Origin of the sequence: Acinetobacter colistiniresistens (assembly GCF_024582815.1) — a bacterium.
Classification (GTDB): Bacteria; Pseudomonadota; Gammaproteobacteria; order Pseudomonadales; family Moraxellaceae; genus Acinetobacter.
Genome location: NZ_CP102099.1, coordinates 3,089,951 through 3,106,085 on the forward strand (window position 1 = coordinate 3,089,951; position 16,135 = coordinate 3,106,085).

The 16,135-nt window shown below is 41.1% G+C and carries 14 protein-coding genes; 2 read left to right on the forward strand and 12 right to left on the reverse strand.

From position 1 onward, the window contains the following. Window positions 1-544 precede the first annotated feature (544 nt). The 3 genes from NQU59_RS14850 to NQU59_RS14860 form a co-directional block, all read right to left on the reverse strand. A complete protein-coding gene (locus tag NQU59_RS14850) occupies window positions 545-838 on the reverse strand; it encodes a hypothetical protein (protein WP_005242137.1) in 294 nt (97 codons plus the stop codon). 522 nt (window positions 839-1,360) lie between these two features. Continuing rightward, window positions 1,361-2,770, reverse strand: coding sequence for a hypothetical protein (locus NQU59_RS14855; protein WP_257063940.1), 1,410 nt, complete (start codon window positions 2,768-2,770; stop codon window positions 1,361-1,363). Between the two features lies 1 nt (window position 2,771). Then, window positions 2,772-3,131 (reverse strand): hypothetical protein, encoded by a 360-nt coding sequence (locus NQU59_RS14860; protein ID WP_005242140.1) that lies wholly within the window; start codon window positions 3,129-3,131, stop codon window positions 2,772-2,774. A gap of 73 nt (window positions 3,132-3,204) precedes the next feature. On the opposite strand from NQU59_RS14860, the gene NQU59_RS14865 reads away from it, so the two are divergent. Beyond that, entirely contained in the window at window positions 3,205-3,855 is a 651-nt protein-coding gene (locus NQU59_RS14865; protein WP_257063941.1) for a hypothetical protein, read from the forward strand. A gap of 82 nt (window positions 3,856-3,937) precedes the next feature. Here NQU59_RS14865 and NQU59_RS14870 read toward each other — a convergent pair whose 3' ends face one another. From NQU59_RS14870 to NQU59_RS14910, 9 genes are all read right to left on the reverse strand, one after another. Beyond that, on the reverse strand, window positions 3,938-5,209 hold the full coding sequence (locus NQU59_RS14870) for a Glu/Leu/Phe/Val family dehydrogenase (protein ID WP_005242142.1): 1,272 nt from the start codon (window positions 5,207-5,209) through the stop codon (window positions 3,938-3,940). Window positions 5,210-5,241: 32 nt separating this feature from the next. Beyond that, entirely contained in the window at window positions 5,242-6,162 is a 921-nt protein-coding gene (gene hutG, locus NQU59_RS14875; protein WP_257063942.1) for a formimidoylglutamase, read from the reverse strand. A 34-nt stretch (window positions 6,163-6,196) separates the two neighbouring features. After that, entirely contained in the window at window positions 6,197-7,402 is a 1,206-nt protein-coding gene (hutI, locus tag NQU59_RS14880; protein ID WP_005242159.1) for an imidazolonepropionase, read from the reverse strand. 52 nt (window positions 7,403-7,454) lie between these two features. After that, entirely contained in the window at window positions 7,455-8,867 is a 1,413-nt protein-coding gene (locus tag NQU59_RS14885) for an amino acid permease (RefSeq protein WP_005242160.1), read from the reverse strand. A gap of 64 nt (window positions 8,868-8,931) precedes the next feature. Next, entirely contained in the window at window positions 8,932-10,470 is a 1,539-nt protein-coding gene (hutH, locus tag NQU59_RS14890) for a histidine ammonia-lyase (protein WP_257063943.1), read from the reverse strand. A gap of 84 nt (window positions 10,471-10,554) precedes the next feature. Continuing rightward, window positions 10,555-12,231: a urocanate hydratase gene (gene hutU / locus NQU59_RS14895; protein WP_257063944.1), complete on the reverse strand. Its 1,677-nt coding sequence runs from the start codon at window positions 12,229-12,231 to the stop codon at window positions 10,555-10,557. 237 nt (window positions 12,232-12,468) lie between these two features. Then, the gene (locus tag NQU59_RS14900) at window positions 12,469-13,050 is read right to left on the reverse strand and encodes a HutD/Ves family protein (RefSeq protein ID WP_257063945.1); all 582 of its coding nucleotides are present in this window, start codon (window positions 13,048-13,050) and stop codon (window positions 12,469-12,471) included. Then, on the reverse strand, window positions 13,047-13,799 hold the full coding sequence (hutC, locus tag NQU59_RS14905; RefSeq protein WP_257063946.1) for a histidine utilization repressor: 753 nt from the start codon (window positions 13,797-13,799) through the stop codon (window positions 13,047-13,049). Before hutC ends, NQU59_RS14900 begins: the two co-directional genes overlap by 4 nt. Window positions 13,800-13,946: 147 nt before the next feature. After that, window positions 13,947-15,002: an aromatic ring-hydroxylating oxygenase subunit alpha gene (locus NQU59_RS14910; RefSeq protein WP_257063947.1), complete on the reverse strand. Its 1,056-nt coding sequence runs from the start codon at window positions 15,000-15,002 to the stop codon at window positions 13,947-13,949. 165 nt (window positions 15,003-15,167) lie between these two features. On the opposite strand from NQU59_RS14910, the gene NQU59_RS14915 reads away from it, so the two are divergent. After that, the gene (locus NQU59_RS14915; RefSeq protein WP_005242166.1) at window positions 15,168-16,100 is read left to right on the forward strand and encodes a LysR family transcriptional regulator; all 933 of its coding nucleotides are present in this window, start codon (window positions 15,168-15,170) and stop codon (window positions 16,098-16,100) included. Window positions 16,101-16,135: the final 35 nt, after the last annotated feature.

Consider the following 16,135-nt stretch of genomic DNA (forward strand, 5'->3'; position numbering starts at 1 on the left):
CTTAAGGTCGTTTCAAAAGCAAAGTTAAAATTAGCTAGTAACACCTACAATCACCACATTTGTAGCAATTGACATAACCTGTGATTTAAAAAAGAAAAGGTCTGATTTTATAATTTTAGGTTATTCATTTAGGCAACCCGGTATAGACCATTAGAAATACCGATCTGAAATATAAGCATATATTATGAGTAACATGGAAGTTAGGCCTGCAAAGAAGCCTAAATATTGAATTAAAAAAACAAAGGATATTTTCTAAGCAAATTAATCAACTGCTCCTTATTAATAGGATAATAAAATTCTTTACCATATAGTTTTTAAAAGATTTATTATATTTTATATTTAGTATTTCACGCCAAAAAGTTGTTGGCAACATACTCACAAAGAAAAAGTTAAAAGGTTCCAATGGCCTTTTATATGTTTTCTTCTCTGGAAACATAATTTTGAATATACCTTTATAATTGAAATTTATATATACATAAAGAATAAAATAAAGAATTGAAGAAATTGCAAAGAGTAAAAACTAGTTGCTATCATAGGAACTTTACTAAAAATTATAAAAATAACATCCATTATTACCTACTCTTATTTCTTCAACAATGTCATATATTTTTCCTGCGCCCCATCCCAATTTCTCACCAAAAACCTTTCCTATTATTGGTGCTGCAATAGCAACTATCCCAATAACTACTAACCTAGCACCACTTATAGCCAAACTAATAATTAAAGCACTCGTTCCAATCCCAAAACCTATTCCACCCCCAACTTTCGCAGTCTCAACCACGGTTGTTCTCGCCTTATCCTCTGGTGCAGCTTCATAAACAGCTATACTTGAATTCACAGCATCCTTATAACAATTGCAAGATATCCTGCTGCTATTTAAACAACAAATTCAAAATCTGAGCACACCTCAAATTTTAAATAAATCCTATTTAAAAAAGTGCTCTATAGAATAACCAAGGAATAATAAGGACATACTTAAAAGCCCCGATAACATGAAAAAATAATGAAGAAAAAGAACATTGGATAATTTTTCAACAACTCTTTTAACTGAGAATCACCTATTTTGTAATATACATTATTCCCATAGAAAGCCTTAAATGAAGTGTTAAACTTTACATTTAATATCTCTTTCCAATATGCACTGGGCAGAATACTCAGATAAAAAAATCAAATGGTTCCATCAATTTTGTAAACCGCTTCTCATCTTTATATACAATCTTGCAAATCCCTTTTAAATAAATATTTATATAAATATAAAGACTTATTACAACCACCCATGCCACTATAATGAATAAAACACTAACTAGAATAATAAATAAACCAGGTCTATCTTTAGACATAGACAATAGAATTTCAAACATTACTTATTCCTAATTTCGTCAATATAGTCATAGGCTTCACCTACGCCATATCCTGAAATTTCACTAACACCTTTCGTAGCTATCGCTCCTGAAGCAGCCACAATACCTATTACAATCAACCCAGTTCCACCTGTGGCGAGTCCAACCACAATAGCACTCACTACAGCTCCAGCAATCAAGCCTGTACCAACTTTAGTTGTCTCAACCACTGTTGTTCTTGCTTTATCCTCTGGTGCAGCTTCATAAACAGCAACACCAGAACTCACCACATCCGCCGCAATCGACATATAACCTGCAATTTTCAACTGACTGGCAAATTTTCCAATCTCACCCATTTTTTTCACATAATCTTTAATCCCACCCTTATAAGTATTATCTCTTACTAAAGCAGATTGTTTCAGTATCCGTCGCATATTATTGGTTTTAATCGACTGATCCCAACGCAAGAATTTCTTTACGGACTCCTGATCTAGCTGATTATATAGGCTGGCGTATTTTTGCTTAAATTGAGCAAAGTTTTTCGGATTTGCCAGTCCTGAGCCTTTGGCTTGTTCTTCGGCATACTTCTGTGCAAGCTCACCATGAATTCGGTAAATTCGATGCGATTGCCCTTCTGCCATACTTAACGCACCATCAACCGCCATTTTCTGCTCAAAAAAACCATCCTTCTCTTCTTTCTGATCAAACTTGATTGTGAGAGGATGCTGATTTTCTTCAAAGATGGTTTTCCCAACAATCCTTGTATTTTCTCGTAATAACGCATCATAAAAAAATTCGTAATTCTGAGCAAAAAAATCGGCATCAAAATCTTTATCCTTTTTCATTTGCTCCAAATTTTGTTGGGCTTGTTGTGCCTGTTTTTTATATTCAGATAATTCCTTGGCTGTGGTTGAATTTGCAATAATAACCACCTGCCCAGACTGTAAAACCCCCATGGAAACGAGGTTAGATAAATGCGGGTTATTTGCCTTTAAAATTTCCCAGTCTTTTACACTCAATGGTTTTTTAAAGATACGCTGTGACCATGTCATCACGGGTTCAGCTTTTTTAATGAGATACCATGCAACCTCACCATCATGAATCTGGATTTCTTTTATATTTTCCTTGGCTTTTTTAGTTGCTTCAACAGTCGTTTTAAACTCAAACAGACTCCACTTATTAGGCTCAGGATATGCTTTGGCTGTAACAGTTTTGATGACCTCGCCACGATATTTAATTTTATACATCAACAATCGATTGGGTTGATAGATATGAAACCATTTGCCAAAACCATGATCGTCAAAATTTCCCTCATCTTTAAAAACAGTCTTGCCAAGCTCTCGGTTCACAACCAAAAACTGAAAGCTAAAATCTTTAAATTGTAAGGGCGGCTTGAGCTTAAATTGCAATCGGGAATAATGTGTTGCCATCTTATTCTCCTTCCGCTTCCTGTGCTTCTTCTATCTCATTCACCATTACATGCGTAATCAGATTTTGAGCGGACGACGTTGTCGTGAGTTTCATTAAACCCTCGGCGCTTGTGATACCTTTTTGCAAATTTCCCGCTTGGTCAATCAGGAGATACGGCTTATTTGCCAATGGAATGTTGTCTTTATTCTTCACCAAATATTGAAGAATATAGGGTTGATCCACCACAGCTAATCTGGGAAGTTGAACAGAAACCTTCTGCCCAGCAACAAATTTATGTTGCCCTGCTTTTGCTTCAAATTTTGCAGGGGTAATAAAAGTAATTCCATCTTTATTAATAATTATTTGAGACCCACCAGCCATAAACATCCCTTTATTTGACACAACTCTCCTAAATAATACAATAATAATATCTACCACCCTTAAAATTTATCGTATGACTTTTATTATAGCCATTCAATTGCAAGATAGTATTATTGTTGCTGCTGATAATAGAAGTGCAACCATTGATTATAAAATTCATTCAGATCAAACACCTAAACTATATGCATGGAAAAATGGGATTATCGTAGGTTCGGGTGAAATGACTGTTATATCCCGTGCAGTTGAGTTCTTTATAAAGTTATCAAAATCGAATATTAAAGACCTACCAAAATGTCTTAAAATTTCAAGACTTATGAGAGAGTTGGAAGCAAAACACTTCCAGATAACAACGACAAAACTAATGTATTCCAAGAGCACGCCATCAGGGGCTCAGCTTTACACCATACAGCCAAACAAAAATGATGAATATCGATTAGAAAAATTCCAAATCAATGAAATTATATTATGGTTTTTCAATCCCGATATTTCACATATTAGGACCGAATTAAAAACATTATATGCCAATCTAAAACCTTGTTACCATTTTAATAATAAAAACGAATGGATAATTTATTATCTCGAACAGTTAAATATAACATTTAACAAACAAGCCCAAATAGATCAAATGATGAGTGCGAGTTTTGATATCTTCTTTCAAACAAAAGATGATTATTTCCATGAGTATATTAGTAGTACCCGTACAATATCGGGACATGGGGAATGATCCAAAACCAAGAGTGCACTGAACAATAAAAAACGACCTTAAGACATGCGTCTTAAGGTCGTTTGGGTATTGATTCGCAGGATTAGCCTGGGAAAATACCACGCTCTTTACGTGCTTTTAAGATACGTTCACAGCCTAAAATGAAGGCCGCAGTACGTAAGGTACATTCTTTCTCACTTGATTTATGCCATACATCATTGATGGCTTGAATCATTAGCTTGTCTAGTCTTTCGTTAATTTCTTCTTCAGACCAGAAGTAGCTCGACATATCTTGAACCCATTCAAAGTAAGATACGGTTACACCACCCGCGTTACAGATTACGTCAGGAACAACGGTAATACCGCGTTCAACTAAAACGTCATCCGCTTCTGGGAAAGTTGGACCATTCGCACCTTCGAGTACCAGTTTTGCCGACAAGTTTTTCGCACGTTCAACCGTGATTTGGCTTTCCAATGCAGCAGGGATCAAAATATCCATGTCTACAGTCCAGAACGCTTCATCACTGATTACTTGTGCACCAGCAAAGCCACCCACACCTTGGTGAGTTTCCATGTGTGTTTTCAATGCAGCAAGGTCGATCCCTTCTGGATTGAAAATCGTACCAGTGTGATCTTGAATCGTCACGATTTTAGATTTTGATTCTGCAAACAAATAAGCAGCTTCACTACCCACGTTACCAAAACCCTGAACCGCAATTTTTGCGCCTTCTAAAGGTAGTTTGATTTTTTCAGCCACTTGTTGACCCGTGATAAATACACCACGGCCAGTCGCTTTAATACGACCCAACGAACCACCAAGATGTACAGGCTTACCCGTTACAACACCTGTCACAGTATGACCTTGACCCGATGAATAAGTATCCATGATCCAACCCATGACATTCGGGTTAGTCCCTACGTCTGGCGCAGGAATATCTTTCTGTGGGCCAATGATATGGCTGATTTCGCTGGTATAGCGACGTGTTAAGCGTTCTAATTCACGTGGAGAAAGCTGACGTGGATCAACACGGATACCGCCTTTTGCACCGCCAAATGGTAAATTTACCACCGCAGTTTTAATTGTCATCCATGCTGAAAGAGCCATTACTTCATTTAAATCTACATCTGGGTGATAGCGAATACCGCCTTTACCCGGACCACGTGACAAGTTGTGTTGTACACGATAACCTTCAAAATGACGAATTGTGCCATCGTCCATAACAATTGGCACATCAACAATCAAAGCACGTTTTGGGCGCTTCAATGTATCCACATAACCTTCTAGACCATCTAGATATGGAGCTACACGCTCGATCTGTTCAAGATAGGTTGCCCATGGACCGTCATTTTGAGAGACATAAGATAAATTAGACATGTTTTAACCTTTTGATGAATTCACATGATCCATCAATCAAATATGTAGTTAAAAATTATATAAGCGGCTAATTTGGCAGTTCTACTATCCAAATCAAACCGTGGATTACATTCCGCCACATCAAAAACTTTAATCTTTCCGGTTTCCTTAATGGCCTCTAGTAATGGGTCAAAAACTGATAAATCAATTCCTTTTACCGCAGGTGCGCTTACACCTGGCGCAATGCTAGCACTAAATACATCAAGATCAACTGTAATATACAAATAGTCAACTTTTCCTGTAAAAGCTGTCAACTTTTCGATTAAAGTTTCAACACTTTGTTTCTGTAACTCATAATCGTAAATATAAGTACAATTCAGCCGATCTGCGGTTTCAAATAAAACCTTGGTATTTGAATGTTTCGCTACGCCAACACACAAATAATGAAATTCTTGCTGATGCTGTTCAGACAGTCTGGCTGCATTCAAAAATGGCGTGCCAGAGGTCACCTGTTCAGCTTCACGCAAATCAAAATGTGCATCGAAATTGATGATGCCAATTTTCTTATTGGGTTCATTGTTTTGCAGATATTGAAACAAGCCAGAAAAGCTGCCAAAAGCCACTTCATGGCCACCACCTAACACAATCGGTTTCATGCCCTGTTTTAAGCTTCTTTCGACCTGTTCAGCCAGTTCAGCCTGTGCTTGTTCCAGTTTTGAACCGTCACACACCACAGTCCCAATATCTGCAATCGTGATGGGTTGATGTACAGGCAAATTGGCTAACTGCGCACGAATGCTATCTGGAGCATCTGCCGCACCTAAGCGGCCTTTATTGCGCTTTACCCCTTCATCCGAGCTAAAGCCAATCAGGGCATAATCTGCTTTTGGCGTGGTATTGATGACTTGGTGAATCCTCAAGTGTTCAGCACCCTCGCCATCTTTACGCCCTTGCCATGTAAATGAATGATTCATTGTCTCTAGCATCCTTTATAAATGAGCTACATCGCTAGATTGAGATTTCTTGGCCATGCTGAATAATCCGCTTTGGCAGATCCCCACCCAACCAGTAAACGATCTCGGATGGATGCTCAATCTGCCATGCAATAAAATCGGCAACTTTACCGACTTCCAACGTACCGTGTGTATCTTGTAAGCCCAAGGCATGCGCTGCATTTGTGGTCACACCCGCTAAGGTTTGTTCAGGAGTTAAACGGAACAAGGTACTGCCCATATTCATCATCAATCGCAATGACAAGGCTGGCGATGTGCCCGGATTTAAATCACTGGATAAGGCAATCCGCACTCCATGTTGATGCAAACTCTCTAACGGTGGGAATTGGGTTTCTCGTAGAAAATAGAACGCACCCGGCAATAACACTGCAACTGTACCTGCGGCAGCCATCGCCTTGACATCATCCTCGGTCATAAATTCTAAATGATCTGCTGACAACGCTTGATAACGTGCTGCCAAACTAGATCCACCAAGTGAAGAGAGTTGCTCTGCATGCAGTTTGATCGGTAAATTCAGAGACTGAGCCGTTTTAAAGAGACGTTCAACTTGTGCTGGAGAAAAGGCCAAGTATTCACAAAATGCATCGACCGCATCGACCAAGCCTTCCTGATGAAGTTTTGGCAGCATCTCATTGCAGATATGCTCAATATAAGCATCACTTTGATCCTTATACTCAGGCGGTAAAGCGTGCGCCGCCAAGCAGGTACTGCGAACTGTCATTGGCAAAGTTTCTGCAATCTGACGAATCACACGCAGCATTTTGCGCTCATTGGCATAGTCCAGACCGTAACCCGACTTAATCTCAATAGTGGTGACACCATCTTTGAGCAAACAGCGAATTCGTTTTAACGCCGATGCCAACAACTGTTCTTCACTGGCTTCACGGGTAGCACGAACGGTACTGGCAATCCCGCCACCGCTGGCTGCGATTTCAGCATAGCTGACACCCTGCAAGCGCTTTTCAAACTCAACACTACGGTTGCCACCAAATACACTATGGGTATGGCAATCAATCAAGCCCGGCGTTACCCATGCCCCATTTAAGTCAATGGTTTCAGAATATGCATCGGCAGGAAGATCTTTAAATGCTCCAATCCAGTGAATATGCTGTCCCAGCGTGACCATCCCTGCATCTTCAATACTGGAATATTGTCCATCTTGCATGGTGGCAATATGACAGTTTTTCCAAAGCTTTTTCATTTAAAACTCCTCTCACTGCTCAGGCATAATCAATACCTGAGCAGTTTGATTGTTAGCTTTCCAATTCAATGTTTTGTTGCAACGTCTGATTTTCTTTTACGCTGTTTTGCTTGGGCTTCACCCAAATGGTATAAGCAATCCAAAGGAGAATTAACCACGTTACCCCGACATAAATCGCAGGTCGTGAGTCAGGGAAATATCCCATCATCGCCAAGATAAACAGCATGAATACAATCGCAAATGCAGGTGCATACGGCCAGCCAATCACAGGGAAATCCAAGGCTTTAATTTCTTCTTTCGACAGCTTACGACGCATTGCGACCTGAGAAAGTAAAATCATCAGCCATACCCAAACGGTTGCAAAGGTTGCGATTGAAGCAATGATGATGAAGACATTTTCAGGAATCAGATAGTTCAGCACAACACCGATCAATAACACCCCAGCCATCACCACAACCGTCATCCAAGGCACGCCATTCTTTGAGATTTTCTGGAAAACTTGCGGCGCTTGTCCACGGTTCGACATGCCATACAGCATACGCCCTGCACCGAATACATCACTGTTAATTGCCGAGATTGCTGCGGTAACCACCACAATATTCAAAATCGTAGCTGCTGATCCAATGCCTAGATTTTCAAAAATTTGAACAAATGGACTACCTTGGCTACCAATTTGATTCCATGGGAAAATCGACATCAACACAAAAATTGTCAATACATAGAACAGTAAGATTCGGACTGGAACGGCATTAATGGCACGAGGAATGGACGTTTTCGGATCTTGCGACTCACCTGCCGTCAAACCAATAATTTCAATCCCACCAAAAGCAAATACCACTACAGATAAACAGGCAACCAAACCTGCAATTCCATTTGGCATAAAGCCATCATGAATCCATAAGTTTTGAATGCCTGTGGTAAAACCACTGTGGTCAGCATGGAAACCATAGAACATTAAACCAAAACCACCCAAAATCATGGCAACAATAGCCGTGACCTTGACGATTGAAAGCCAGAACTCAAGTTCACCAAAGACTTTCACATGAATCAGGTTGATTGCGCCCAAGAACATGATCAGTGACAGAATCCAGATCCATCGTGGTACATCGGGATACCAGAATCCCATATAGATCCCAAAAGCCGTGACATCGGCCAAGGCGACAATCACCATTTCAAAAACGTAGGTCCATCCCGTGGTAAACCCCGCCAATGGACCAATATAATGTGATGCGTACTCACTAAACGAGCCCGATACTGGATTATGGACAGCCATCTCACCAAGTGCACGCATCACGATATAAATTGCAATCCCTGCAACAATATATGCGAGTAATACGGACGGCCCTGCCATTTTGATTGCAGTCGCCGAACCGTAAAAGAGTCCTGTCCCGATGGCTGAACCCAATGCCAAGAAACGAATATGACGGGTGTTTAACCCCCGCTGTAATGTGGAGTGTTGTGACATTATAATCTCCAATCCTTGAGGAAATTTAGTTAGATTCGGCCACTCCATGTGACCGTTTTATTGATCACACTTCAGACAAACTCGGTAATAGCTTCGGAACCAGCAATGCGTTCAAGCAACCACTTGCGAGCAATTCACTTGCCTGCTCGATATCGGGTGCAAAGAAACGATCTTCACTGTAGTAAGGTACTTGGTCACGCAACAGTTTACGCGCGCGCTCCAGTTTTGGAGAACTCTTCAATCCTTCACGGAAATCTAGCCCCTGACATGCACCTAACCATTCAACTGCAAGAATGCCGCGAACGTTATCAGCCATATACCATAAACGTTTGCCCGCATTCGGTGCCATGGAAACATGGTCTTCCTGATTTGCAGAAGTCGGTAAACTATCAACACTGGCAGGATGTGCAAGTGCTTTATTGTCACTTGCTAACGCAGCAGCTGTTACTTGGGCAATCATGAAGCCAGAGTTGACTCCACCATTGGCAACCAAGAACGGCGGCAATTGTGACATATGACGGTCCATCATCATAGAAATACGACGTTCAGATAGCGAACCAATTTCAGCAATCGCCAATGCAAGGTTATCCGCAGCCATTGCCACTGGCTCGGCATGGAAGTTACCACCTGAAATTACATCACCTTCAGCGGCAAACACCAACGGGTTATCTGAAACAGCATTTGATTCAATTTCTAAAACTTCTGCCGCTTGACGGATTTGAGTCAAACAAGCACCCATCACCTGAGGTTGGCAGCGTAATGAATATGGGTCTTGAACCTTGCTACAATCTTCATGTGAATGCGAAATTTCACTTGATTCAGTTAATAGGTCACGATACGCAGCCGCAACATCAATTTGACCACGTTGACCACGCACTTCATGAATACGGGCATCGAATGGTGCACGTGAACCCAGCATTGCTTCAACGCTTAATCCACCGCAAACCGTTGCGGCAGCAAATAGATCTTCTGCTTCGAATAAACCACGCAATGCATAAGCAGTTGATGCCTGTGTACCGTTCAGCAATGCCAAACCTTCTTTCGCCGCCAAAGAAATCGGCTCTAAACCTGCAATTTTTAGCGCTTCAACCGCAGGTAACCATTCACCTTTATAACGCGCTTTACTTTCACCAATTAACACCAAAGACATATGTGCAAGTGGCGCCAAGTCACCTGAAGCACCCACCGAACCTTTTAATGGAATATGCGGATACACTTCAGCATTAATCAAAGCCAAAAGTGCATCAATCACTTTACGGCGAATCCCTGAAAAACCACGAGCCAAGCTGTTCGCTTTCAGCAACATGATCAAACGTACCATAGCATCATCTAGGGGCTCACCCACACCTGCTGCATGTGAAAGTACCAAAGAACGTTGTAATTGCTCTAAGTCTTCTGGTGCAATTTTAGTCGAAGCAAGTAAACCAAAACCTGTATTGATCCCGTATGCGGTACGACCTTCATTGACAATTTTTTCGACACAAGCAACGCTGGCATCGATTCCTGCTGCAGCACTCTCATCCAATTTGACTTTGATTGGATTGAAATAGGCTTTACGAAGGTCTGCTAAGGTGAGTTTGCCGGCTTGAATTAAAAGTTCCATTATTGGCGTCCTGTTTTGCACTCTATTGTTCGCTTACAATGCTCAATGCACAATTGCAAAAAGCATCGTAATGTCCTTGTCTGTTTATTGTGTGATCATTGGCAAGTTCAAGCCTTGCTCTTTGGCACAATCAATTGCGATGTCATAACCCGCATCGGCATGACGCATCACCCCTGTTGCAGGGTCATTGGTCAATACACGTGCAATACGTGCCGCTGCTTCATCAGTACCATCACACACGATCACTACACCTGAGTGCTGAGAAAAGCCCATACCAACACCGCCACCGTGATGTAATGATACCCAAGTTGCACCGCCAGCAGTATTCAACAAGGCATTTAACAATGGCCAGTCAGATACCGCATCAGAACCATCTTTCATTGATTCTGTTTCACGGTTTGGACTCGAGACTGAACCTGAATCCAAATGATCACGACCAATCACGATCGGTGCTGAAAGTTCACCACTACGCACCATTTCATTGAATGCCAAGCCCAATTTTGCACGTAAACCTAAGCCAACCCAGCAAATACGCGCTGGTAAACCTTGGAAGCTAATCCGTTCACGCGCCATATCTAACCAGCGATGTAAATGTTCATCATCTGGAATAAGTTCTTTTACTTTGGCATCTGTTTTATAGATATCTTCTGGATCACCTGAAAGTGCAGCCCAACGGAATGGACCAATACCACGGCAGAACAATGGACGGATATAGGCAGGAACGAAGCCTGGGAAATCAAAGGCATTTTTTACACCTTCGTCTTGTGCCATTTGACGAATGTTGTTGCCATAATCAAAGGTTGGAACACCCATTTTCTGGAAATCCAACATCGCTTGAACATGTTTGGCCATCGATTGTTTTGCTGCTTTGACCACAGCATCTGGCTCAGTTTTAGCACGTTGACGATACTCTTCCCATGTCCAGCCAATTGGCAAATAACCATTCAATGGGTCATGTGCGCTGGTTTGGTCTGTCACCATGTCTGGGTGTACACCACGACGGACTAATTCAGGCAGAATTTCAGCGGCATTGCCATGCAGTGCAATCGAAACTGCCTTGCCTTCTTTGGTGTATTTTTCAATACGCGCCAAGGCATCATCTAAATCCGTTGCTTGTTCATCGACATAACGGGTACGTAATCGGAAATCGATACTGGTTTGTTGGCATTCGATATTAAGTGAACATGCACCTGCAAGTGTTGCAGCCAAAGGTTGTGCACCACCCATACCGCCTAAACCAGCGGTCAACACCCAACGACCTGTTAAGTCGCCGTTATAGTGTTGGCGGCCTGCTTCTACAAAAGTTTCATAAGTGCCTTGTACAATGCCTTGGCTACCAATATAAATCCATGAACCCGCTGTCATCTGCCCATACATTGCCAGACCTTTGGCATCCAATTCATTGAAATGCTCCCAGGTTCCCCAATGTGGAACCAGATTCGAGTTTGCAATCAAAACACGCGGTGCATCTTTATGGGTTTTAAATACGCCAACTGGCTTACCTGATTGAACCAATAAGGTTTCATCTGTTTCTAAGTTTTTAAGTGTTTCAATGATCTTGTCAAAACATTCCCAGTTACGTGCAGCACGACCAATACCACCGTAAACAACAAGCTCTTTTGGATTTTCTGCAACATCAGGGTCAAGATTGTTCATCAGCATGCGTAAAGGCGCTTCTGTTAACCAGCTTTTTGCATTGAGCTTTGTACCACGTGGTGCGCGAATTTCTACATCACGAAATTTTGTTGTCGTTGTTGTCACAATCGGACTCCTTCCATTGAGTTTGAATCAGCAAATTAACCTGCTTTACTGTATAGCAATGTATTAACTTGTATATACATCCATATACTACACAAAACTTTTATCTTGAAAAGATGCTTTTCAATGCTTTTATGAAAATAATTTACAAGCTTATGAAATAAATAGATTTATTTTTATACTGGCAATAAAAACACATACAACCTGGGGTTGCATGTGTTTTAAGAAAAAGTAAAAAACTTAATTTTTCGTGAGTTCGATCAGACAAGCTTGCTTTAAACGCTGTGATTTTAAAACCAGTTTTTTCAATGCTTTTTGCTGCTCTATTTTAAGACTCTCATGCTGGGCTAAACAGAAAAGCTGTTGTTCTACTTCAATTTCTAATGTTTCTGGACTCTGATTGAAAATAAAAATCAGATCGGCTGAACTGAAAATCTCAGAACTCGTTGGCTCACATATCCATTGATAACGAGAACACCATTTTTCAGGATTATAGATCAGATTAAAGTCCCGAATCGGCCCATTGCTGAGTTCACAACTGGTCGTGCTATCTCCACTAAATTGGGCGGACTGTAAGGTTTGCAGATGCTCAGAACCATCATCAATCTTCAGTATAATACCAGCACCCTCCAATACTGTAAGGATGCGCTGCATGCCATCAAACTTGGAAAAGTCACCCGAAGTTTTGACATCCGCCATCGAAATGCGCCAATCAAACGCATCCAGACTGTCCCCGTCGCTTCTGGCGAGCTCTACGGTATAGCCCGCACCATTCTTCCACAGCATCTGCTGATAATCAGATACGCTTAACTGTTGAATCATTGGGTAAATTTACCTTCCAAATAGTAACGGCTACCTGGATAAATCAATCGAGCGCTGGAAATCAGCTGTTTACTCGACCAAGTGCGACGACGAATCAATAGACACGGTTCAGTCTTATTGATTTTCAGCCATTTGCATTCTTGTGCAGAAGCCAGAATCGCTGTGACCACATGCTCACCCTCGGTCACAGGTGCTTTCGACATCAAATACGCATTCGGTGTAATGCTTTTAAAGTCTTGTGACAAGTAATCAGGAATCAACATCGGATCGACCAATCGGTCTTCAATCTGTACAGGCACATCATTTTCATAATGCACAATGATCGAGTGAAAAAGCTTTTGCCCTTCACGCATCTGCATCAACATGCTTTGCTCGGCATTGGCCTGAATTTGTTCCAGCACCAAGACTTCGGCATGATGTTTATGGTTTCGGGCAATGATTTCTTCGGCAATATTATTGACATGAAATAAAGCGGTACGCCCTTGCCCTTCGGCAACAAAAGAACCAACACCTTGAATACGCACCAATAAACCTTCACTGGTCAGTTCGCGTAAGGCACGGTTCACGGTCATGCGGCTACAGCCGAGTAAATTGACCAATTCACTTTCTGAAGGAATCTTTTTATTAACTGTCCATGTTCCCTCATAAATTTTTTGTGAAATCATTTGTTTCACGCGCAAATACAATGGAACTGGACTATCTTCTTCTAAGGACAAATCTAAATCGTTTTGCTTTGTCGCTCTTGACATTGACTAAAACTCATACTAAATATTTTAAGGCATTGTATCTTTATTTTATGACAATTGTATATACAAGCCTATACATATAAAATTTTCCAGTTCCATTATTTTATTTACTCTTTTTAATCTCCATAGAAAATACAGTTATTTCTAAAGCTAGACGGTGTATCGTTTGCTTAACCCCCATTCTGCCAAAATACGACGATACATAGTCGAAGAACGATCTGCTTCAAAATGCGCTTCCATACTTATATCCAAAGGCAATTCTTCTGGCTTTTGCGCCTCAACCATCTCCTGATCTTCAGCAAAAATCTGTGCATTAAAATCATAAACCGCCTGTAAATCACCCGTGGTATCAAAATTACGAGTTAATGGTACAAATAAACGGGTCTTGTTATGCGAGACCGGACAACAGGCGTTTAAAATCTTGAGCACCCCGTCATTCGGAAAATGAATGGTCAGCACTGCTGAAAATGGTGGATAAACATCAAAGATTCTTTCCCACAAGAAATCATCGGGTGCTAAATGCTGCATGCCATGCGGATAGTTGCTGACGTTACTGGTGTAGTTTGTATGCAAGCCATAATTGGTACGTTCAGTCGAATATTTAGGTACGACGGGATTATCTCGATCGGCAAAAGCCTGATGATGTACCCAAGCAAAATGTGCAACATCAATAAAGCCTTCCAGTTGACGGCCACTTGAGCCTGCAATATCTACAGAAGGTGGCAAAATGGCTTGATGTGCCTCATTCTCCCATGTCTCTAACACGGGAAAATTCGCCAAATGTTCATCTCTGCCCCAAATGCTGGTCCAAACCAAGCCATATTTCAAAACCACTGGAAACTTAGTCAGCGAAAAGCGCTCTGAGATTTTGGTTAAGTCAGGCTGAGCGGGGATTTTGCTACATTTGCCCTCTTCATTAAAATGTAGCCCGTGATAAGGACAAATCAAAGTGTCTCCCTCAACCCAACCTTTACTCAAAGGTACACCACGATGTGGACAAATATCCCGAGCCAAATGAATCTGCCCTGTTTCGGTCTTATACAAAGCTAGATTCATATCCAATAAAGTCACTTGCTGAGGTTTGCTGCTTACATCCTCAATGCGTGCAACGGGATACCAATGTTGTGCAAGAATCTGCCAATCCTGATCATCAAATTGGCTATGGCATGGCTTATTTGGAAGATTGATGAATGGAATTGCGTTCATATCCAGTGCTCGTTATTTCGTCTTTCCTCTGTTGTTTGCAGTGTGGAATAGATCATTATTTTCGTCTATTAGAATGATTTACATGACTCATTCTAAAAATTAGAACAGTCTAGGCACTAAAATTGCTTTTGTATTGAAATCTGCTTTATCTCAAGTGAGTTTGCAATGGCCTTGCCATTTTCACGTTTTGCCGATTATTTTATTGCCGTTGCCAAAACAGGCAGTTTAAGAAAAGCGGCCGATCAACTGTTTATTTCTGTCTCCGCGGTACATCGGCAGATCGTGTTGGCAGAAGAAGAACTCGGTGTTGCTTTATTTGAACGGTTACCCAGTGGACTCAAGCTGACTTTGGCAGGCGAATTGCTGTATGCCGATCTACGCAGCTGGCAAAAAGAGTTTCAAATTACCCAGAAACGTTTGAATGAAATTCAAGGGATACAACGTGGTTCAATTGATTTTGGGATGATCGCAGCACTCAGTGAAAGCTTTGTCAGTGCGGTGATGCAGTCTATTATTCAGCAATATCCCTGGATTAATTTTAAGCTTCGTGTCTTGGACAGTGATCGTATCGCGGATCTGGTGATCAATGCTGAGCTCGACTTTGGTCTGATTCTCAACCCTAAACATCAACACCAATTACAGATCGGTGCTTTTATTGAAATGCCCTTGGGTTTCGTGATTCCCAAACAGCATCCGTTAGCCCATAAAGAAAAAATCTACTTCTCCGATACACTGGAATTCAATCATATTGTTCCCGCCGAGCCTTTGGTTATTCATGACCATGTTACGGCCTTATATAAAAAGCAGGACTTTCACCCACGTCATACCATCGAGTGCAATGATATCCATATGATGATTTCATTGCTCAGACAGAACTTAGGCATCAGCATCATGAGTTATCTAGATGCAGCCCCTTATATTGAAAATGGTGAGTTTGAATTTAGAGCAATCAATGACCATGGCCTACATCCAATTACCGTTGCACTTTGTGTTGCACCAAAACGGCAACTTTCTCGGATTGCGCAAATCATGATGAATCAAATCATTATCGAAATGGAGGCACTAAAATCGCGCATGTTAAAGAACATTCATCAATAATATAGTATTTTTGCACCAAAATAAAACACATAAAC